The sequence below is a fragment of the Lysobacter koreensis genome (genome assembly GCF_042677045.1).
GTDB classification, from domain to species: domain Bacteria; phylum Pseudomonadota; class Gammaproteobacteria; order Xanthomonadales; family Xanthomonadaceae; genus Lysobacter_K; species Lysobacter_K koreensis.
In genome coordinates, this window is the sequence record NZ_JBHTIH010000002.1 from 927977 (window position 1) to 948528 (window position 20552).

Genomic DNA, 20552 nt, shown 5'->3' on the forward strand with positions numbered 1-20552 from the left:
GGCGTGGGGACGCCCGCAAGAAAAAGCCCGCCGGTTGGCGGGCTTTTTTGCTCATGCCGCAACCGGATCGATCAGCTGACCACGGTGCCGCGCACCGACTGCATCGGCGCATTGCGCAGCGCGGTGATGCGCTCCGCCAGCGGCGGGTGGCTCATCAGCAGCCGCTTCAGGCCATGGCCGACGCCGCCGCTGATGCCGAACGCCGCGACCTGCTTGGGCAGCGTGCTCTCGCCGTAGGTCTGCGACAGGCGCTCCAGCGCGGCCACCATCTTGTCGCGTCCGGCCAGCTTGGCGCCGCCGGCGTCGGCGCGGAACTCGCGGTGCCGCGAGAACCACATCGCGATCATGCTCGCGAACAGCCCGAACACCATGTCCAGCACGAACACGATCACGTAGTAGCCGATGCCCGGGCCACCCTCGCGGTTGCCACTGATGTAGCCATCGATCACCCGGCCAACTACACGCGCCAGCACGATCACGAAGGTGTTGAGCACGCCCTGGATCAGCGCCATCGTCACCATGTCGCCGTTGGCGACGTGGCTGACTTCGTGCGCGAGCACGGCCTCCGCCTCGTCGCGGCTCATCGCGCGCAGCAGGCCGGTCGACACCGCCACTAGCGAGTTGTTACGGCTTGGGCCGGTGGCGAAGGCGTTGATTTCCGGCGCGTCGTAGACCGCGACCTCGGGCATCTTGATGCCGGCCGCCTCGGCTTGGCGGCGCACGGTCGCGACCAGCCACTGCTCGGATTCGTTGCGCGGCTCGGTAATCACGTGGGCGCCGGTGCTGCGCTTGGCCATCCACTTGGAGATCAGCAGCGAGATCAGCGAGCCGCCGAAGCCGAAGATCGCCGCGAACAGCAGCAACTGGCCGTTCTGGCCGATGCTGTAGCCGTTGGCCTGCAACACCGCCAGGATGATGCTGAAAAGTCCGAGTACCGCCAGATTGGTGGCAAGGAAGAGTGCGATCCGCTTGAACATGTCCGATCCTGCCCGCGCACCATGCGCGGCTCCTGCCAAAGTGTGGCAGGCTCGGCGGGAAATCAAGTGACGCTCACCCGACGCTCGCCGCACTCCGCGTGAACCCGCTGCCCTATCCCATGAACGCGCCCCCGGCCGCGCCCGCCTACCGCGGGCGGTTCGCGCCCTCGCCCACCGGCGACCTGCATTTCGGCTCGCTGCTTGCGGCGCTGGGCAGCTGGCTGCTGGCGCGCGCGGCCGGCGGCGAATGGCTGGTGCGGGTGGAGGACCTGGACCCGCCGCGCGAAGTGCCCGGTGCGATGCAACGCCAGCTAGCTGCGTTGGCCGCGTTTGGCCTGCATTCCGATACCGCAATCGTCCGCCAGAGCGACCGCCATGCGCTCTACCAAGCGGCCCTCGACACCCTGATGGGCGACGGCCGCGCGTTCACCTGCCATTGCAGCCGCAGCGACCTGGCCGCCGCCGGTGGCATCCACCGGCGTTGCGTGGCTCCGGCGCGCACCGCGGCCGTACGCCGCGTTCCCGCGATCCGCCTGCGCGTGGCCGACGGCACCGTGATCCACTTCGACGATGCGCTGCAGGGGCCGCAAACGCAGGACCTCGCGCGCGAGGTCGGCGACTTCGTGCTCAAGCGCGCGGACGGCCACTGGGCCTACCAGTTGGCGGTGGTGGTCGACGACGCCGCGCAGGGCATCACCGATGTGGTGCGCGGGGCCGACCTGCTCGACTCGACTCCGCGCCAGATCGCCTTGCAGCACGCGTTGGCGCTGCCAACCCCGCGCTACGCGCACCTGCCGCTGGTGGTCGATGACGCCGGCCGCAAGCTGTCGAAATCCACTGCCGCGTTGCCGGTCGACCCCCGCGATCCGCTGCCGGCGCTGCGCGCGGCGTGGTCCGCGCTGGGCCAGGCTGCGGACGCGGTGGCCGGCGCGCCTAGCGCCGAGGCGTTTCTCGAGCGGGCCAAGGCCGCGTTCCAACCCCGCACGATACCGCGCCGGCCCGCACTCGAACCCGCCGCGATGCACAACAGCGCTTTCACAAAACTTACCTAGAATCGACTCACCACGGACCCGTGGTTCACGGAGGCGAGCATGGAATCACGCGTTGCACTGGTCACCGGCGGCACCGGCGGCATCGGCACCTCGATCGTCAAGCGATTGGCCCAGATGGGGCACAAGGTGGCCACCAACTTCCGCGACGAGGCCAAGGGCCGCGCGTGGCAGGCACAGATGCAGGCCGAGGGCATCGAGGTCGCGATCGCGCAAGGCGATGTGTCCGATGCCGACAACGCCGAGGCGATGGTGCGCGAGATCGAGCGCCAGCTCGGTCCGGTCGACATCCTGGTCAACAACGCCGGCATCACCCGCGACACCACCTTCCACCGGATGACGCCGCAGCAGTGGAACGACGTCATCTGCACCAACCTCAATTCGGTGTTCAACGTCACCCGCCCGGTGATCGAGGGCATGCGCGAACGCAAGTGGGGCCGGATCATCCAGATCAGCTCGATCAACGGCCAGAAGGGCCAGTACGGCCAAGCCAACTACGCCGCCGCGAAGGCCGGCATGCATGGCTTCACCATCTCGCTGGCGCAGGAAAACGCGAAATTCGGCATCACCGTCAACACCGTTTCACCGGGCTACATCGCCACCGACATGGTGATGGCGGTGCCGGAGGACGTGCGCGCGAAGATCGTCGCCCAGATCCCGACCGGGCGCCTGGGCACGCCGGAGGAAATCGCGTACGCGGTGAGTTTCTTCATCCCCGACGAGGCCGGCTGGATCACCGGCGCCAACCTGTCGGCCAACGGCGGCCAGTACATGGGTTGGTAGGCCGCGCGCCTGGGCGGCGCCCTATCGGCGCCGCATGGATGGGCTGCATGCATGGACAACCAGGCGAGGCATGGATGCCGACCGGCAGTGGCCACGGAAGGCACAGCGCCGTCTCGAAACCTCACCGAAACTGAAGCGCTCAGGCAGGCTCGCAAGGGCGCCGGCACGCGAGTTGCAAGCGTCTTCGGGCTGCGCCATGCTGCAAGGCACCACGATTTAGAGCAACCGCTCGATGGCCTCGATCCGCGTCATCAAGAAGTATCCGAACCGGCGCCTCTACGACACCGAGATCTCCAGCTACATCACGATCGAGGACGTGCGGCAGCTGATCGTCGACGGGGAATCGTTCGAGGTAAAGGACGCGCGCTCGGGCGAGGACCTGACCCGGCAGGTGCTGCTGCAGATCATTGCCGAGCACGAACAGGACGGCGAGCCGATGCTATCGACGCAGCTGCTCAGCCAGATCATCCGCTTCTACGGCGACTCGCTGCAGGGCTTCATGGGCAGCTACCTCGAGCGATCGATGCAGATCTTCCTCGACCAGCAGCAACAGTTCCGCAGCCAGATCGGCGGCGTGCTCGGGCAGACGCCGTGGGCGCTGATGAACCAGCTGACCGAACGCAACCTGACGATGTGGAAAGAGTTCCAGCAGAACCTGTCGGGCAGCGTCGGGCAGAGCCCGGGAGCCGGCAAGCCGCGCAATGACGCCAAGCGCGAACGCTGAACCCGCATCGCTGGCGGGCCACAACAAAAAGCCGGCGCGAGCCGGCTTTTTGTTGTTTTTACGCAGCGCGGCAACGCGCTCCCGCCATCGCCGCGGGTCGGGCGCATCCGGCCGCCACCCGCGTGCGCCACCAGCGCCTACTTCAGCGCGGGCTGCCCCTGGCAGTATTTCTGGTAGAACGCCTCCGCCTGCGGCATCAGCGACTGCAGGGTCTGGATGCGGTTCGCCGGATCCGGGTGGGTCGAAGCAAATTCGGGCGGACGCTCGCCACCGCCGAGTTCGGACATGCGCTGCCAAAGGGGGATCGCCTCGCGCGGGTTGAAGCAGGCCGCCGCGGCGAGCATCAGCCCGACCTTGTCGGCCTGGGTTTCGTGGTTGCGGCCGTACGGCAGGATCAGTCCGTACTGCGCACCGGCACCCAGCGCAGCCATCACCGCCTGCTGCTGCCCCGGGTCCATGCCGCCCAGCGCGACGCCCGCGGCCATCTGCCCCATCTGCACCAGCTTCTGCTGCGCCATGCGCTGCGAACCGTGGCGCAGCAACGCGTGGGCGATCTCGTGGCCCATCACCACCGCCATCGCGTCCTGATTCTGCGCGATCGGCAGCAAACCGGTGTACACCGCCATCTGGCCGCCCGGCAGGCAGAACGCGTTGGCGTCCTCGGACTGGATCACCGCCACGTCCCACTGGAAGCCCTGGTAGTCGGTCGGCGCGGCCTGCTGGTTCATCGCGGCCAGGTCGGCGGTGACCTGCGGGACCTTGGTCACCAGGCGGTTGGCGATCTGCCGGATCTGCTGGCTGACCTGCGCGTCGGCCGGCAGCAGCGCGCCCTGGGCATTGGCATCGCCCAGCACCTGCTGGAATGCCTGCGCACCCAGCTGCACCTCCTCTTCGGCAGAGGCGCCGTAGTGGGCCTTCTCGCCGGTGTACGGGTCGGTCTTGGCGCTGCCGAACCACGACCACGCCGCGTAGCCCGCGAACAGCAGCAGGATCCACCAGCGCACCCCGCCGAAGCCGCGTCGCGGCCCGCCCTGCCTTGCCCCGCCCATTGGATCCACCCTCATTTGCGCGCTCCTTGTTGCCCAGTTGCCAGTCGCGTAAGCCACCGGCTCGCGCAACTCAGATATCGCGCACCACCCGGAAGCCGACGCGCGAATTGGTGGTGTCGGCGTCGCTGCCCAGGCGCCACGCCGATCGGGTCTGCGCGGGCGAACTCGCCCACGAGCCACCCCGAACCACCCGCGTGCGGCAGCCGGGGTTCACCCAAGCCTCGCCGTCATCGGGGGCGCGCCGGTAGCCGTCGTGCCAGCAGTCCGCGACCCATTCGCTGACATTGCCTGCCAGGTCGTGAAGGCCGTATCGATTCGGTTGGTACGCGCCTACCGCGGCCGGGCCCCAGGCACCGTCGTCATACCCGGCGAACGCATTGCGCCAGTTGCGGCCACTGGGCGATTTTTCGCGCGCGCCGGTGAAGTTGCCCGCGCGCGGCGGCGGCCCGCCGTCGCCCCACGGGAAGCGGCTCGCCGTTCCGGCGCGCAGCGCGTACTCGAACTCAGCCTCGCTGGGCACGCGATACCGCTGGCCGGTCTGCTTCGACAACCACTCCGCGTACGCGGTCGCGTCCTTGGCGCTGACATGCACCACCGGCTGGTCGTCGCCGGCCGGGTTGCCGGCGTAGTCCGAACGCCAGTCGACGCCGCTGCGGCGCACCAGGTTGCCACTGCGCTCGTCGTACGCGGTCGAGTAGCCGCGCCGGGTCGCGCGCGGGCAGTGGCCGCTGGCGGTGACGAAGCGACGGAACTGGTCGACCGTGACCTCGGTGCGCGACATCGCAAAACCGCGATCGAAGCGCAGGTTGCGCGCGGGTCGCTCGGCGTCGGTCGCGTCCGGTTCGTCCGCCGGCGCGCCCATGCGGAACGCGCCATGCGGCACCACCACCATCTGCGGGCCGCGGCCGCCGCCGACGAGCCCGTCGGTGAACACTTGGCCGGGACGGAACAGGCCGTAGTGCACCGCCAAGTCGATGCGTTCGCGCAGTTCGGCCGCGGCCGGGTCGCCGCTGGGCGCGATCCGCAGCAGCCCGGCGAGGTGCTGGCGTGCGTCGTCGATGCCGTTGGCGCGCATCAGCGCGGCGATGCCCAGGTCGCGCAGGTCGCCGATGCGGGCCGTGCGTTGCCGCGCGATCCGCGCGCGCGCGTAGGCCACGGTGTCGATGCCAGGCCGCACCTTGTCCGCCGACGCCAGCCAGCGCTGCGCGCCGGCGAAGTCGTCCTTGCCGGCGGCGACTTCCGCGCGCCGGATCAGCGCGCTCTCGGCCGCGGCCAGCCCCTGATTGGCGCGCGCGTCGCCAGGCCGCAGGCGCAACGCCTCGCGGAACCGCGCCAGCGCGCCGCCCTTGCCAGCCTCGCCGATGCGGCCGGCGTTCAATTCGGCTTCGCCCAGTCGGTTGGCGCGTTGCGCCTGGTCGACGATCTCGAGCCGGTCCAGGTACTCGACCACGGCCTCGTCGTCAGTGGCCACGACCCGCGCCACCGCTGCCACTTCGTGCGCGCGACGCAACGACAGCGGGTCGTCGTCGATGGCCGCCAGCGCGGCTTCGCCCTGCGCCAGCAACCCGCGCAACGCGGCGGCGAAGCCTTCGGCCAGCGACGGATCCTCCGGCGCATGCGCGCGCAACGCGAGGTAGATCGGCAGGGCGGCGCCGGGTTCACCAAACAGCTTGCCGGCCTCCACCGCGGCCGCGGCCTGCCGCTTGAGTTGCGCGGTATTGGCGTCGGTGACCTCGACCGCCGGCGCGCGCCACGCGGGCACCGGGGAAACGGCCTGGTCGGCACTGATCGTGACCTGCGGCAGGCGTGCGCCATCGGCCGCACCGTCGGCCGCGGTCCCCACCGCTGGCTCGCGCTTGCACGCGGCCATCACGCATACCAATGTCAGCCCCGCTATGACTGTGCCGCGCAAACGTCCTCCCTGCCTCGCGGCCGCGCCCGATGCCGGGCGTGTCGAAAGTAGGCTATTGTCGCTCGCCCCGGCAACCGTGTCCGCGAACCCACCGCCTGTGCCCACCTGGATCAACGACCCCGCCGAGCTGCAAGCCCGCCTGGCCGCGCGCGCCGGCCAACCCGCTCGGGTTGGGCTGGATACCGAGTTCATCCGCGAACGCACCTACTGGCCGCAACTGGCGCTGGCGCAGATCGCACTCGACGATACCTTCGGTGACCACGCCGGCGACATCCTGCTGGTCGACCCGCTGGTCCCCGGCATGGCCGATGCCTTGGCGCCACTGCTGGTCGATCCGGACGTGCTGAAGGTGATGCACAGCCCCAGCGAAGACCTGGTGGCATTCATGCACGCCTGTGGCGTGGTGCCCAAGCCGTTGTTCGACACGCAACTTGCGGCGGCGCTGGCCGGGATCGGCGGCGGCGTGGGCTACCAGAAACTGGTCGAGCAACTTACCGGCGTCGCACTGGTCAAGGGCGAGACCCGCTCGGACTGGCTGCGCCGTCCGCTGTCGCCGGCGCAGCTCGAGTATGCGGCCGACGACGTGCGCCACCTGTTCGAGATGCACGACGTGCTCGACGGCCTGCTCGGCCAGCTGGATCGGCGCGCCTGGATGTCCGAGGACACCGCGCGTATCGTCTTCAACGCCGAGAACGAGGCACCCGAGCGCTGGCCGCACCTGTCGATCCGCAGCGCGCAGTTCCTGGATCGCGACGCGCAACGCCGCCTGCTGCGCCTGCTGCGCTGGCGCGACGTCTATGCCCGTGACAACGACCGACCGCGCACCTGGATCCTCGACAACGATCTTGCGGTCGCCCTGGCGCGCAACATGCCGGTCGACCTGGGCGCGCTGCAGGCGCAACTCGACGCGCACCCGAAGGCACCGCGCAAGCTCGCCAGCACGATCTGGCAGGTGCTGGCCACGCCATTGGCGGACGAGGCCGATGCGCCCGACGCCGGCGTGGCCGAGACCCGCGACAAGAACCGCCTGCGCAAGCTGCAGGACGCGGTGGCCACGCGCAGCAGCGACCTGGGCCTGCCCGACGGCGTCCTGGCCTCGCGGCGCTGGCTCGAAGCACTGCTGGACCGCGGCGAGTGGCCTGATGCCCTGTCGGGCTGGCGCCGGACCGCGCTGGAGCCGGCACTGACCCCCTTGCTCGGCGCGCAGGACTAGCGCTGCCTCCGCGCCGCCGCTAAACTCAACCGCGTTTCATGGGGCGGTAGCTCAGCTGGGAGAGCGCCACGTTCGCATCGTGGAGGTCAGGGGTTCGATCCCCCTCCGCTCCACCATGAAATCCAGAAGCCGCGAGCAATCGCGGCTTTTTCTTTGCCCCCGCGGCGGCCAGGCGAACCTGACTGACCCGTTCTTGGCCGGCTATCAAGCCAACGTTGCAATCCACTTCTCGAGCGAGTCCGCTTCTTTCTCGAACCCTTCGGGCGACAGATCCCCGAGGTCGGAACTGAACACGGCAGCTGCGCTGCCTTCGTTGCTCATCAGAAAGCCCCTGCCACCGCTGTCGTCCCCGACAAAGGTGTAGCCAGGGCTGTATATCCCCACTCACAGGTCTCGTTTCTTTCCGCGAGGGATTCCGCATCGTAGACGGTGACCCCCATGGGGGTAAGAAAGCCATTGCAGGACTGGTAAAGGACTTCTAGCTGGGCCGGCAGCCCATGCGCGAACTCTTCGCGGACCGACTCGACCACCGCAGCGGAAGCAGGTGCCGTGGCCACGTTTAGTCGAACGAGATTTGAAATGTCCATCGCTATGTCCGGCATCCTAGTGCCATGAAGTATTTGTACGAGCTGTTGATTGCCCGCCGCGCGCTTCCGGCGGGCACGTCAGCGCTGATCAACCAGCTGCAAGACCGCATTCAAGACCCCAGGTCTCTTTCTTCTTCGGCCCATCCAATCTGAACGCACAAGCGGGCGAGATCCGCCATGAAGCGGTCTACCTCAATGCCGGGAAAAGCATATTTCTCAAGGCTCTCGCGGGTATGCGAATAGAACTCGCGACTGAGATGAAATCGCTGTTCGTCCTTGCTCATGCTGGAGAATCGATCTCGACTGAAGTTCATGTCCAGATAGAGCACATTTTCTTTCTTCGAGTATCTCCTGGTCGTTTTTCGCTCGATGCTGTCTGCGAGGCATCTGAACACCCAAAAGATCTCGAGGTCGACCTCTCTCCAAATCGACTCCATCTCTGGAAAGACATCAAGAAGCTCGTTGGAGATTTCGTAGACTTCCGAATCTGAGCTTGTGTCGGAACTTTTTCCCAACTTCATCTGCAATCCTCAGTGCCTGCATTTGTTGCCCGGCGGAAGGAAGCCTTTCCATGCGAGGTAGCCGGATATCTTCATCCGCTCGAGGGCGTGATTGACTTGCTTTGTTGTTCCTTCGAACACCGTTCGGTAATCAAGACTATTTCGCCGCAGCCAAGCTCCTGAGTACCGGGTCTTGGGCGTCTTTGTCTCACCGATTTTCCACAGTTCGCCGCGACGCAGATGCATGTACCCAATTGGCGTTCGCTGTCCGTACTGCATCACTGGGTACCAACCATCGCGCGAGGCGACCAAAGCATAGAGTTCATCCAGCCCTAGCGGGTCGATCCACCCGAGCGTGTTGGGGGCGAACCTGTAAACGTTCTCGCCAGCTTCCAGGCCAAGGGGATCCTGTCCGATGAATTGCTCGGACAATGGATCGTAGTAGCGATAGCGGTTGTAGTGGAGTCCGCTTTCCGGATCGAAGTACTGCCCTTGATAACGGAGCGGATTGTCTACCCGTTCCACGGACAGTTCCCGCATCGCGCCCCATGCGGTGTAACTGGCTGACCAAACCACGGCACCGCATGGGTCAGTAATCTTGGTGGGACAACCATTCGGGTCGACGTGGTAGTGATAGATCGCGGTGAACCCGGTGGCCTCGGATTCAGGCGTTGGTTGCTCCGGCTCGACGCCGGACGATGTCGTCACGTCAGCGATCGGGGAAGGCACCGTGTCGCGTAGCGGCGTCCGACCCAGCGCGATTCCAAAGCCCAGAGGCTTCGTGGCTGCGTCAGTAGTTGCTGCCGTTACCCCTGCCTCCGGTATGACACGCGGTGGCGTTTCAGCATGATCGGCAGACTCCTCGCTGGGCCCCAGATGCGGGGAGCCCAACCCGCCTAGCCCGCCCACGCCTTGGGCCGATGCGACGACGCGTTTGGCCTTGATGACCGGGGCATCACGCGAGAGCAGCGGCCTGAGGGAAGACAACGAGTTCGAGCGCCGGTCTTCCGGCGCGCGTTGCCGCGCACCGTGCGCGGGCGGCGTCGCTTTGCTCGCGTGCTGCCGCGGGTGATTGGGTGACTCGAAATCCGTGTCGTGCGCCACTCCTGTGCACTTCTCGATCAACGCCAGCGGCACGAAGCTGCCCGGGTAGTAGACGTACTCGCGGGCGCGCTGATGGAGGGCGTCGAGCTGCTCCTGGCGTTTCCGGGCCTCGCCCAGGTTGGCGATGTTGCCATTCCAGATCGCTGTCCCGTCGGGGTCGTCGTTGGCCTGCTCGACTTCGCCGAGCAGCGCGTCACCGTCCCAGAAGAACCGGGTGGTGTGGGTCGGGTTGCGCTTGAACGCGCGGCGGCCAAGCGGGTCGTAACCGTACGTCGTGACCTGTCCGTTCCGCCGGCTGTCCGCGAGACGGTGGTTGGCGTCCCAGCGCAGCTGCAGCGCATCGGGATCGTCGGCGCCGCCCTGCCCGCCGCGGCGCACCAGGTCGCCGGCGCGATCGAACACGTAATGCACGCCCTCGAAACTGCCCTCGCGCGTCCACAGGACGTCGGACTCCGAATCGCCACCGACCGCGCGCCTCATCTGCACCTGCTGGATGCGCGTGTGCAGGCGGTCGCCTGCCGGGTCGTGGAGATAGCGCGCGATGCGGCCCTTCGGCTCGGTGTGCTGCAGCAGCCGGCCCATCAGGTCGTACTGATAACTGTCCTCGCCGTGCTGGCTGTCGCTGCGGCGGGCCAGGTTGCCGGCCTGGTCGTAGTCGTAGCGGGTTTCGAACAGTGGCGCGGCATCGCGCAGGACGCTTTGCGCGCTGAGCAGGTTGCGGGCGTCGTACGCGAACTGGCGCTCGACACGGGCACTGAGTTGTTCGCCGACGGTGCGGCCCAACGCGTCGCGTTGCAGGGTGATCGGCGCCTCGTCGTTGATCGCGATCGACACGGCCTGGTCGCGCAGGTCGAAGCCGCAGACCAGCCGATTGCCTGCGGACGTCTCGCGCGCGATGCGGTTGCCGACCTCGTCGTAGCGGTGGGCGATACGGAAGCCGTCCTGCAGCTCCTCCAGCAGCTGGCCGGCCACATCAAACCTGCGCTTGACCAGCCGGTGCGGGTTGCGCAGTTCGACCAGCTGGCCGCGCTTGTCGTAGCAGAAGGTCTCGTGCAGTGGCTGGCCGGGCTGGTCGACGTCGGCCAGGGTCTTGCGGATGATGCGGCCGAGCTTGTCGGTATCGAAGCCGATGCGCTGGCCAAGCGGATCGATCGTGGCGACCAGGCGGCTGGCGGCGTCGTACTGGTAATGACGGGTCTGGCCCCAGTAGTCGATCTCCTCGACGATGCGGCCGAGCGCGTCGCGCCGCAGCAGGTACTTCTCGCCGCGCTGGTTGGTCAGGCCGACCAGGTTTTCCTCGGTGTCGTAGTGGTACTCGACACTGTGGCCGTCGGCCTGGATGCGTTTCCCGACCTGGCCGATGCCGACGTACGTCAGCCGGGTCTGCGTGCCGGCTTCGTCCTGGTAGCGCAGCAGCTGGTCCTCGGCGTCGTACTCGCACGCGACGCTGGCGCCGCCAGGAGAATCGATGCTTAGCAGCCGGCCCTTGGCGTCGTGGTGGTAGCGCGTGACCCGACCCAGCGGGTCGGTCTGTCGGCACAGCCGGCCCAGCGCATCGTGTTCGAAGCGGCTGGCATGCCCGAGTGGATCGACGATGCCGGCCAGCTGTCCGTACCGGTCGAAGTGCAGCCCAGTGATGGCGCCACGGGCGTTGGTGTGGCTGCGCAATTGGCCGTTGGTGTCGTATTCGTAGCTGGAATTGGCGCCGAGCGGGTCGGTCTGGCGCCGCAGCAGGCCGCGCTCGTCGGTGTGCTGGCTCCAGGTTGCACCGGCCGGGTCGATGATGGCGACCAGGCGGTCGTTGTCGTCGTACTGGCTGGTCAGGGTGCTGCCGTCGGGGCGGGTCAGCTTGAGCAGGTTGCCGCGCGCGTCATACGCCATCTGCGTGCGCAGGCCCATCGGGTCGATCAGCGCGGTGGTCCGGCCCACGTCGTCGTACTCGAAGATGGTGGCGCCATCGAGCGGATCGATCTCGCACAGCGGCAGCCCGTCCTGGTCGAACTTGACGATCGAGACGTGGCCCAGCGAATCGGTGACCTCGGTTTCGTTGAGCAGCCGGTCGTAGCGGAAGGTGTAGTCGTACAACCCGCCGTCGCCCCAGGCGTGCACGACCTGCCAGTGGCGGTTGTAGCCGTAGTAGAACGACATGCCGACCCGGTCGGTGTGACGCAGCAGGTGGTGGTCCTGGTACTCGAAACTGCGCGGCGCACCCAGCGGGTCGAATGCCGCGAGCAGGTCGCCGTCGGCACTGTACTCGTAGGTCGCCAGCAGGTGGCTCAGGCCGGTGGCCGGATCGTGCAGGTCGATGCGATCGATGCGGCCGTGGCGCGACTGCAGTTCGATGAAGCGGCCCTGCAAGGGCTGCCCGGACTTGGCGTCGTTGATGCCGCTTTCGACGATGCGCACCAGGTGGCCGTCGCGGCGTTCGAAACGCCAGTGGTTGCCGCACAGGTCCTCGATGCGTTCGATCTGCAGGTGGCGGGTGCCGACCGTGTCGACTTGGTGGACATGTCCGCCGAACGCGTAGCGCAGTCCCGCCTTGGTCTGAACCCACAGCGCCGCTCCGTCGCGCGTCAGGCGCGCGCCATCGACCAGTTCCAGCACGGCGTGTTCACTGCCCTCGCCCGCGGGCAATCGCGGGAACCAGGCGACGCTGCCGCAGTCGACGAACATCGCGCTGCCATCGGTCTCCAGTTGCAGGCGCAGGTCGGCGGGGGTCTGCCAGCCGTGGCCGCAGGCGCCGGCGTGACCATCGTTGGAGTGGTATATCCGCGTCCAGGCCAGCGGCAGGCGCCCGGGGATGGCGAAGTCCTCGTGGGTGACCGACACGCTGCCGTCGCGGATGTCGACAGGCTCGGCGCGCAGCACCTTGCACTTGAGGAAGCCCGACGGCAGGTTCGCGAACATCTTCCGGCGCAGCTTCTGGAACGCCGCGCCGCCCCGCCTGAAGGCCTTGCCGGCGAGCTTGAACGCCGCCTTGAACGCCATCGCCTGCAACGAGATGGTCGGCGGACCGCCAATGAAGACGCTGGCCGGGATGGCGATGTTGATCGCCGTCGGCAGGCTCAGCGACAGCTTGGGCTTCTTCGGCTTGCGCAGCCGGAACGGCGGGATCATGCCGATGAAGTTGCAGTCGAGCACCGGCATGGCGACGCGCGAGAACGGCTCGCCGCTGTTGAGCACGGTCATCGAGCCCATGAACAGTTCGTCCTCGAACTGCGGGCCGGCCGGCATCTTGAGCGTCGGCAGCCACGCGCCCAGTGGGATATGGATGTCGAGGCCGCCGGTGCCCGCGGTCGCCGACTTGACCCCGTTGACGTGCACCTCGTTGCCGATGAACGGCAGGTAGTCGAACGGGTCGAGCACGATGCCGATGTGCGGGGTGGGCAACGGGATCGGGACGGGCAGCGGCGGCACCACCGTGAGGTGGATGTCGATGCCCAGCTGCGGGTCGAAGTGCTTGGCGGCGATGGTCATGGCTGGTCCTTCAGCGTGTGGCTCATAGCGCGCGCAGTAGGGCGCGCAGCGCGGTGCGGGCTTCATCGCGGTAGTCGTCGCCCAGCCACCAGGCCAGGCCGAGCACCAGCAGCACCGCGATCGCCACGCCGATCCATTGACTAGGCTTCATGCGACGCCTTCGGTGACGGCTGGCATCGGCACCGGCTCGGGCGTTCCTGCCTGCGGCTGATCCAGGAACAGCGGATCGGGATCCGGCAACAGCGCGAACTGCGGCGGCTGGCGCCATTCCGGCAATTCTTTGTCGAGCGGATGCTTCACTTCCGGCAAGCCATTCCACGCCGGGTGCAGGAAATCGCGACCCACCGCGACCACCTTGCGGAAGAACTCGTCGCCGCCGGCGACCAGTCGCTCGCGCTCGTGGCCGAAGCGGGCGAAACAGCGTTCCAATGCCTCGAGCAGGTCCGCCTCGATCCGCTCCAGCGCCGCCGGCGCAGGTCGGTCGCCGAGCTTCCCGGCCTGCTGCTCCGCGTGTCCGTGGGCCTGCGCGGTCGCTGCCTGGTAGTCGCTGGCGCAGCGTTCCAGCCTCTCGGTGCGCGGCGCGTCCTGCAGCCGCAGCAGGTCCTGCAGTACCAGCGGCAGGGTCGTCATCGCCCTTTCGGCGGGCGCCACCGCCTTGGCTTCCTGCAGCGCGCGCAGCAGGTGCTCGCGCGCGCCCTCGACGTGGCGGTCCTGGGCGAGGCAGAAGCCCGCCATCCGGTAACCCTCGATCACGAACATCGCGTTGGGCACCCGCCGCGCCGCTTCGGCGCCGTGCACGTAGGCCTGCGCGGCGCGGCTGGGCTGGCGTGCGACCAGCCACGCGCCTGCCTCGCCGAACCAGCTCTGCATCACCAGGCTGCCGGCCGCCGGGTGCCGGGCAAGCTCGGCCTGCAGCGCGCAGTCGCGGGCGCGGCGGTAGCGCCCGATTGCCTCGGCATGCTGCTGCTCCTTCAGGTGCGCGCCGGCGACGGCCATGTGCAGCACCACCTGCTGGTCCGGCCACTGTTCGCGCTGTGCCAGCACCAACGCCTTTTCGGCGCGGGCGGCGGTCTGCGCCGCGCTGCCGCGCTCGAGCAGGGTCATCACGTCCGTCAGCATCTGCCGGTAGGCCGTCGTTGGGCCTGCGCCGCCGGCTTGCGCCGCGGTTTCGCGGGCTATGTCGAACAGGTCGATCGGCGCCTCGATCACGCGGGCCAGGGCGCCATGGCGCTCGACCAGGGCCTGCCACCGGCACGCCTGTGCGTCGTCGACCAGCACCAGTCGCAACGAGGGTGGCACCGGCGCGCGCAGCGCGGCATCGAGCCACGCTTCCAAAGCCGCATCGGACACCACGCTGGCCGGCATCAGCACCGCGGCGACGTGCCGCAGGTGCTTGCCGTGGTGCTGCGCGAAGGACGCTAGCTGAGCCACGAACCCAGCCGCGCTATCGGGCTGCGTGTCGTGCACCCCGATCCAGTCGGCGGCGATGCCCTGCTCCTTGAACGCGTCGATGCTGTCGAAATACCCGCGCTCCAGCTCCTGCTTGAGGGCACGGCTGTAACCAAAGCCGGTCTCGAACGGGGCGTCCAGGCGCAGGAAGAAGTCCGGCGTGTTCCAGTCGCCGGGATGCTGCTGCGCCTCGACGAAGGCCGCGAACATTCGGTCTGCGTTGGCGGGAATCCGCCACACCAGCAGCCGAACGTCCGGCGATTCGGTCGCCTGCATCCACGCTTCGCGCATTGCCTCGACGCGCTTCATAACCGGGTTGTTCGACGCACTCATCCGAGGTGACTCCGCGCCGATCAATTGAGGTTGATCTTGGCGCCGTTGACGGTCACGCCCGCGGCGTTGATCACGATCGTCGAGCCACCGCTGGCGATGGTGATTTCGCCGCCGGCGATCGAGATGCCGCTTTGCCCCACGCCCAGCTCGAGCAGGCTGCCCGATCCCAGCGTCATGTCGCCGCCGGAGGAAATCGCCAGCGTGCTGGCCACGCCGTGCTCCATCTTGCCGCCGACCGACAACGTGCGGTCGCCGCCGTTGAGGTCTTCCACCACCGCGCTGACCTCGCGCCTGTCGTTGCCGGTGATGACGACCGTGCGGCCCGCGCCGAGGGTCTCGGTGACCGCGCCGGTGACGCTGCGCTCGGAAGTGCTGCTTACCGACTCCTTCCACGCGCCGATGCGCTGGCTGGTGTAGTCGCCGGTCAGGGTGGTGGTGAACGGGCCGGTGATGGTCTCGGTGTAGCCCGCCGCCGGGATCGTCAGGGTCTGGCCGTTTTTGAACGTTTCGGTGACCGCGCCGGTGACCGTGCTGGTCTCGGCGCCGTCGACGGTCTTGGTGCGGGTGCCGGTGGTGGCGTGGGTCTCGTTGCCCTTGACCGTCAGGCTGCGGTCGGCGCCGACGGTGACGCTCTGGTTGATGCCCACGGTCGTCGTCTGGTTGCTGGTGACGTCGGTGGACTGGTTGTTCTTGATCGCGTTGGTCTGGTCGTTGAGCACCGTGGTGCTCATGTCCTTCTGGGCGTGGAGGTCCATCGCCTCGTTGCCGGCGACGTCGCCCATGGTCAGGGCGTTGTAACCCTCGCCCTTGACCGTCTTGGACTTGATGCCGCTGACCTCGCCGCCGTGCGGGCGCGGGTTGTCCTCGTTGTAGACGCGGCCGACGATGATCGGCCGGTCCGGGTCGCCGTCGAGGAAATCGACCACGACCTCGTTGCCGATGCGCGGCGCGGACACGCCGCCCAGCCCGGCACCGGCCCAGGGGCTGGCCACGCGCACCCAGCACGAACTGCTGCCGTCGAACTGGCCGACGCGGTCCCAGTGGAACTGCACCTTGACCCGGCCGTACCTGTCCTCGTGGATCTCCTCGCCCGGCGGGCCGACCACGGTGGCGGTCTGCGGGCCGGGCATGCGCGGCTGCGGCGTCGCGTGCAGGGGGCGAAACGGGATCTTCTGGCGCACGCAGGTGATGCGGCTGCGGTAGACGGTGCCGTCGACTTCGCTGAGGTCGTCCTTGAAATTGTTGCGCGCCTCGTGGACCACGTCGATGACGAAGAACCTGCGATCGTCCTCGTCGGACTCAGCGTGGTCGTAGTGGTTCTCAAGGACGAAGTACGCGCCGGGCATAAGTGCCCGGCTGCTGCCCGCGCCTTCGAACACCTTGGTCTGCCACGCCTGCTCCTGTGCCCGCAGCGTGGCCAGCGCCTCACCCGCGCCGGCGTCCAGGTAGCGTGCGGCGCCTTCGTAGGAATAGCGCTCCAGCCGCGGCAACAGCCCCAGCGGAACCTCCAGCGGGCGGTTGCCGGCCAGCGCCTCGCTGCCGCGCGACGGGCTGCTCTTGAAGTCGAAGCTCTTGACGCTGTGCAGGTTGGCCGATACGCGCCGGCGCGAGGACCAGGTATCCAGACCGTGGAAGTTCTGCACGCCCTGATCGGACTGGAACTGCACGCCCGGCGAACGCCCGGCGATCGGCTCGCTGCGGGTGGAATCGTCGCGCAGGCACATCACGTGCCCATCTTCGGCGTGGCTGAAGTGGTAGTGGATGCCGGCTTCTTCGAGCAGGCGCGAGACGAAGGCGAAATCCGACTCGTTGTATTGCACGCAGTACGGCATCCGGGCGTAGCGGGCGAGGTCGAGTGCGTAGTCCGCCTGCGCCAGTTGCTCGTACTGGCCGAAGACCTCCTCGACGATCTCCACCACCGTGCGGTCCTGGAAGATCCGGCAGTTGCTGGTGTGCTCCAGGAACGCGAACCACGGCGCGATCTGCGCCCGGTAGGTCGCCATGCCGCCGTCGGCGCCGATCTTGGCGAATTCCTTCACGTAGCCGTGGAAGTGGCGGTCGCTGCCGTCGGGCAACTGCAGGCTCAGCCGCAGCGGCTGGCCGATGGTCTGCTTGAGCTCGAGCAGGGCGTCGGTCGAGATCAGCTCGACCGAGAATTCGAAGGGGCGCGAGACCGGTTCGGCGCCGCTGAACGCGCGGACCGCGAACGGCTCGGGCTCGATGGTCGACCGGACCCGGACCAGCCGCTGGTCCTGGTTGAGCTTGGCAAGATTGGCAAACGTCTCGCTGTATCCGTACACGGTGTGACTCCTTGTCTGGCCGGCAGCGCCCTCCCCCAAGGGCCACCGGCTACGTTGCTGGGTGGATCCCGAAGCACCGGCATCCACACCGGCTGCGCTTCGGACGGGGGCAAATGTACCCCACATCATTGGCAGGTTGATTAACGACTACCGGGCAGTTCGATGACAGTCACGGATTGACGTGACGGGCACCGCCGCCTCGCCATGGGCGCGCCGGGGTGATTGGCCGGGGGAGGTCGGCGGACCACGAAGGTAGGCCTGGGCAGGCGTTCCCTGCGATAATTCCCCCGTTTAGGCCCCGTAGCTCAGCTGGATAGAGCGGTCCCCTCCTAAGGGACAGGTCGTGCGTTCGAATCGCGCCGGGGTCACCAGTTGTCAGTACCCGTCGCGCTTCCATGCGCAAGAACCCGCACATCCATGTGCGGACTTCCCAATTCTTGTCGCTTCGCCGCGGTTTTCGCGGTTGCCCCATTCCAGGAGTTTGCAATGACCCATTCCGTACTCACCGCGCTCGGCCTCGACCAGACCGAATCGGGCACCTACCTCGGCAGCGGGCAGTGGTCCAAGACCAGTGATGCCGGCGTGCTGGAGTCGATCAACCCGAGCAACGGCGAGTTGCTGGCGCGGGTGCAGGCCTCGTCGCAGGCCGACTACGACACCATCGTCGAACGCGCGGAAGCCGCCTTCAAGGTCTGGCGCACCACCCCGGCGCCGCGCCGCGGCGAGGCGATCCGCCTGTGCGCCGACGCGCTGCGCACCCACAAGGACGCGTTGGGTTCGCTGGTCGCGCTGGAGATGGGCAAGTCCAAGCCCGAGGGCGACGGCGAAGTGCAGGAGATGATCGACATCGGCGAGTTCGCCGTCGGCCTGTCGCGCCAGCTGTACGGCCTGACCATGCACTCCGAGCGTCCGGGCCACCGCATGTACGAGCAGTGGCACCCGCTCGGCCTGGTCGGCGTGATCTCCGCGTTCAACTTCCCGGTCGCGGTGTGGGCCTGGAACAGCTTCATCGCCGCGATCTGCGGTGACATCACGATCTGGAAGCCGTCGCCGAAGACCCCGCTGTCGGCGGTCGCGTCGATGAAGATCTGCAACGAGGCGCTCAAGGCCGGCGGCTTCCCGGACATCTTCTTCCTGTTCAACGACGCCGGCACCGAGCTTGCCTCGAGCTTCGTCGACGACAAGCGCATCCACCTGATCAGCTTCACCGGTTCGACCAAGGTCGGGCGCATGGTCGGCGAGCGCGTCGCGCGCCGCATGGGCCGCTCGCTGCTGGAACTGGGCGGCAACAACGCGATCATCGTCGACGACAGCGCCGACCTGAAGCTGGCGATCCCGGCGATCGTGTTTGGCGCCGTCGGCACCGCCGGCCAGCGCTGCACCACCACCCGCCGCCTGTTCGTGCACGAGAAGATCCATGACGAGGTGCTGGCCAAGCTGGTCGCCGCCTACAAGCAGGTCGAGAAGAAGATCGGCGACCCCACCGACCCGGCCAACCTGATGGGCCCGCTCAACAGCCGCGACGCGGTGCAGGGTTACCTGGACGCGGTCGAGCAGGCCAAGGCCAGCGGCGGCACGGTCGAAACCGGCGGCGCGGCGATCGAAGGCAAGGGCAACTTCGTGCTGCCAACGATCGTCACCGGCCTGAGCAACGACGCCGAAGTCGTGCAGACCGAGACCTTCGCGCCGATCCTGTACGTGATGAAGGTCGCCTCGCTCGACCAGGCCATCGCGCTGCAGAACGCGGTGCCGCAGGGCCTGTCGTCGTCGATCTTCACCGCCAACCTCAAGGCCGCCGAGGCGTTCCTGTCGGCCGCGGGTTCGGATTGCGGCATCGCCAACGTCAACATCGGCACCAGTGGCGCCGAGATCGGCGGCGCGTTCGGTGGCGAGAAGGAGACCGGCGGCGGCCGCGAGTCGGGGTCGGACGCCTGGCGCGCCTACATGCGCCGCCAGACCAACACGATCAACTACTCCGACTCCATGCCGCTCGCGCAGGGCATCAAGTTCGACCTCTAAGCAGGACTCGATGTACAAACTCGCGCGCCCGTTCCTGTTCCACCTCGATGCCGAGCGCGCCCACGCGCTCGGCCTGCAGGCGCTCGAGGTCGCGTACCGCAGCGGGCTCAACCCGTTGCTGACGCGGGCCGCGCCGGCCCTGCCGACGCGCGCGTTCGGGCTGGATTTCCCGAACCCGGTCGGCTTGGCCGCGGGCCTGGACAAGAACGGCGCGCATATCGACGCGTTGCTGGCGCTCGGCTTCGGCTTCGTCGAAGTCGGCACCGTCACCCCGAAGCCGCAGGCGGGCAACCCGAAGCCGCGCATGTTCCGGCTGCCGGAACACCAGGCGGTGATCAACCGCCTGGGCTTCAACAACGACGGCGTCGATGCGCTGGTGCGCAACGTCGGCCGCGCGCGCCGCCGGCACGGCCTGCTCGGCATCAACATCGGCAAGAACAAGGACACGCCGAACGAGTCGGCCGAGAGCGACTACCTGCATTGCCTCGAACGCGTGTACCCGCTGGCCGACTACATCACCGTCAACATCTCCTCGCCCAATACCGCCGGCCTGCGCGAGCTGCAGGAAGAGCAGTCGCTGCGGCGCCTGGTCGGCGCCCTGCGCGAGGCACAGGAAGCGCTGGGCGCGAAGCACGGCAAGCGCGTGCCGATGCTGGTGAAGATCGCGCCGGACCTGTCCGATCCGGACATCGAGGCGGCCGCCCGGGTGCTGACCGACCTGCAGGTGGACGGGGTGATCGCCACCAATACGACCATCGCCCGCCACGCCGTCCAGGGCGCTCCGCATGCCAAGGAGGAAGGCGGCCTGTCGGGGAAACCGCTGATGGGCCAGTCGACGCTGGTGCTGCGGATGATGCGCACGCGCATGCCCGAATCGATTCCGCTGGTCGGGGTCGGCGGCATCCTCTCCGGTGCCGACGCGGTGACCAAGATGGCCGCCGGCGCGAGCCTCGTGCAGTGCTACTCCGGCCTGGTCTATCGCGGGCCCGAGCTGGTGCACGAGTGCGTCGAGGCTATCCGCCGGCGCAAGGAAGCCCCCAGCCGCGGCAACGTGCCGCCGTCGGTTTGACGTCGCG

The 20552-nt window shown here is 67.9% G+C and carries 14 protein-coding genes and 2 tRNA genes; 8 read left to right on the plus strand and 8 right to left on the minus strand.

Translation table 11 applies throughout. The features are described from left to right. Positions 1-71: 71 nt before the first annotated feature. Positions 72-977: a protease HtpX gene (gene htpX, locus ACFQZQ_RS04685; protein WP_386811497.1), complete on the minus strand. Its 906-nt coding sequence runs from the start codon at positions 975-977 to the stop codon at positions 72-74. 119 nt (positions 978-1096) lie between these two features. Here htpX and gluQRS point away from each other — a divergent pair, with 119 nt between their 5' ends. From gluQRS to phaR, 3 genes are all read left to right on the plus strand, one after another. Next, positions 1097-2029, plus strand: a complete 933-nt coding sequence (gluQRS, locus tag ACFQZQ_RS04690; protein WP_386811498.1) for a tRNA glutamyl-Q(34) synthetase GluQRS — start codon at positions 1097-1099, stop codon at positions 2027-2029. Positions 2030-2068: 39 nt separating this feature from the next. Continuing rightward, a complete protein-coding gene (gene phbB / locus ACFQZQ_RS04695; protein WP_386811499.1) occupies positions 2069-2809 on the plus strand; it encodes an acetoacetyl-CoA reductase in 741 nt (246 codons plus the stop codon). Positions 2810-3041: 232 nt separating this feature from the next. Beyond that, complete coding sequence (gene phaR / locus ACFQZQ_RS04700) at positions 3042-3533, plus strand: polyhydroxyalkanoate synthesis repressor PhaR (protein WP_386811500.1); 492 nt, start codon at positions 3042-3044, stop codon at positions 3531-3533. Positions 3534-3670: 137 nt separating this feature from the next. Here phaR and ACFQZQ_RS04705 read toward each other — a convergent pair whose 3' ends face one another. Next, positions 3671-4597: a M48 family metallopeptidase gene (locus ACFQZQ_RS04705; RefSeq protein WP_386811501.1), complete on the minus strand. Its 927-nt coding sequence runs from the start codon at positions 4595-4597 to the stop codon at positions 3671-3673. Between the two features lie 55 nt (positions 4598-4652). Beyond that, the gene (locus tag ACFQZQ_RS04710) at positions 4653-6452 is read right to left on the minus strand and encodes an SUMF1/EgtB/PvdO family nonheme iron enzyme (RefSeq protein ID WP_386811502.1); all 1800 of its coding nucleotides are present in this window, start codon (positions 6450-6452) and stop codon (positions 4653-4655) included. Positions 6453-6591: 139 nt separating this feature from the next. Here ACFQZQ_RS04710 and rnd point away from each other — a divergent pair, with 139 nt between their 5' ends. Both rnd and ACFQZQ_RS04720 read left to right on the plus strand, forming a co-directional pair. Beyond that, complete coding sequence (gene rnd, locus ACFQZQ_RS04715; RefSeq protein ID WP_386811503.1) at positions 6592-7707, plus strand: ribonuclease D; 1116 nt, start codon at positions 6592-6594, stop codon at positions 7705-7707. A 40-nt stretch (positions 7708-7747) separates the two neighbouring features. Further along, a tRNA-Ala gene (locus ACFQZQ_RS04720) sits at positions 7748-7823 on the plus strand. A 581-nt stretch (positions 7824-8404) separates the two neighbouring features. On the opposite strand, the gene ACFQZQ_RS04725 is transcribed toward ACFQZQ_RS04720, so the two are convergent. From ACFQZQ_RS04725 to ACFQZQ_RS04745, 5 genes are read right to left on the minus strand one after another with little or no spacing between them, the layout of a single operon-like run. Then, the gene (locus tag ACFQZQ_RS04725) at positions 8405-8815 is read right to left on the minus strand and encodes a hypothetical protein (RefSeq protein ID WP_386811504.1); all 411 of its coding nucleotides are present in this window, start codon (positions 8813-8815) and stop codon (positions 8405-8407) included. A gap of 9 nt (positions 8816-8824) precedes the next feature. Then, a complete protein-coding gene (locus tag ACFQZQ_RS04730) occupies positions 8825-13375 on the minus strand; it encodes an RHS repeat-associated core domain-containing protein (protein ID WP_386811505.1) in 4551 nt (1516 codons plus the stop codon). Positions 13376-13397: 22 nt separating this feature from the next. Beyond that, entirely contained in the window at positions 13398-13526 is a 129-nt protein-coding gene (locus ACFQZQ_RS04735) for a hypothetical protein (protein ID WP_386811506.1), read from the minus strand. Continuing rightward, entirely contained in the window at positions 13523-15157 is a 1635-nt protein-coding gene (locus tag ACFQZQ_RS04740) for a hypothetical protein (protein WP_386811507.1), read from the minus strand. The genes ACFQZQ_RS04735 and ACFQZQ_RS04740 overlap by 4 nt, the downstream gene beginning before the upstream one ends. Before the next feature lie 20 nt (positions 15158-15177). Then, a complete protein-coding gene (locus tag ACFQZQ_RS04745) occupies positions 15178-17457 on the minus strand; it encodes a type VI secretion system Vgr family protein (protein ID WP_386811508.1) in 2280 nt (759 codons plus the stop codon). Positions 17458-17751: 294 nt separating this feature from the next. On the opposite strand from ACFQZQ_RS04745, the gene ACFQZQ_RS04750 reads away from it, so the two are divergent. From ACFQZQ_RS04750 to ACFQZQ_RS04760, 3 genes are all read left to right on the plus strand, one after another. Then, positions 17752-17828: transfer RNA gene (locus ACFQZQ_RS04750), tRNA-Arg, on the plus strand. 115 nt (positions 17829-17943) lie between these two features. Then, the gene (amaB, locus tag ACFQZQ_RS04755) at positions 17944-19476 is read left to right on the plus strand and encodes an L-piperidine-6-carboxylate dehydrogenase (RefSeq protein WP_386811509.1); all 1533 of its coding nucleotides are present in this window, start codon (positions 17944-17946) and stop codon (positions 19474-19476) included. 10 nt (positions 19477-19486) lie between these two features. Next, positions 19487-20545, plus strand: a complete 1059-nt coding sequence (locus ACFQZQ_RS04760) for a quinone-dependent dihydroorotate dehydrogenase (protein ID WP_386811510.1) — start codon at positions 19487-19489, stop codon at positions 20543-20545. Positions 20546-20552: the final 7 nt, after the last annotated feature.

Bases quoted from the DNA above. Each gene is read 5' to 3' on its own strand.
- ACFQZQ_RS04730 (WP_386811505.1), bottom strand. From the start codon at position 13,375: ATGACCATCGCCGCCAAGCACTTCGACCCGCAGCTGGGCATCGACATC.
- ACFQZQ_RS04735 (WP_386811506.1), bottom strand. From the start codon at position 13,526: ATGAAGCCTAGTCAATGGATCGGCGTGGCGATCGCGGTGCTGCTGGTG.
- ACFQZQ_RS04740 (WP_386811507.1), bottom strand. From the start codon at position 15,157: ATGAGTGCGTCGAACAACCCGGTTATGAAGCGCGTCGAGGCAATGCGC.
- ACFQZQ_RS04725 (WP_386811504.1), bottom strand. From the start codon at position 8,815: ATGAAGTTGGGAAAAAGTTCCGACACAAGCTCAGATTCGGAAGTCTAC.
- amaB (WP_386811509.1), top strand. From the start codon at position 17,944: ATGACCCATTCCGTACTCACCGCGCTCGGCCTCGACCAGACCGAATCG.
- gluQRS (WP_386811498.1), top strand. From the start codon at position 1,097: ATGAACGCGCCCCCGGCCGCGCCCGCCTACCGCGGGCGGTTCGCGCCC.
- ACFQZQ_RS04705 (WP_386811501.1), bottom strand. From the start codon at position 4,597: ATGAGGGTGGATCCAATGGGCGGGGCAAGGCAGGGCGGGCCGCGACGC.
- phaR (WP_386811500.1), top strand. From the start codon at position 3,042: ATGGCCTCGATCCGCGTCATCAAGAAGTATCCGAACCGGCGCCTCTAC.
- ACFQZQ_RS04710 (WP_386811502.1), bottom strand. From the start codon at position 6,452: ATGGCCGCGTGCAAGCGCGAGCCAGCGGTGGGGACCGCGGCCGACGGT.
- htpX (WP_386811497.1), bottom strand. From the start codon at position 977: ATGTTCAAGCGGATCGCACTCTTCCTTGCCACCAATCTGGCGGTACTC.
- phbB (WP_386811499.1), top strand. From the start codon at position 2,069: ATGGAATCACGCGTTGCACTGGTCACCGGCGGCACCGGCGGCATCGGC.
- ACFQZQ_RS04760 (WP_386811510.1), top strand. From the start codon at position 19,487: ATGTACAAACTCGCGCGCCCGTTCCTGTTCCACCTCGATGCCGAGCGC.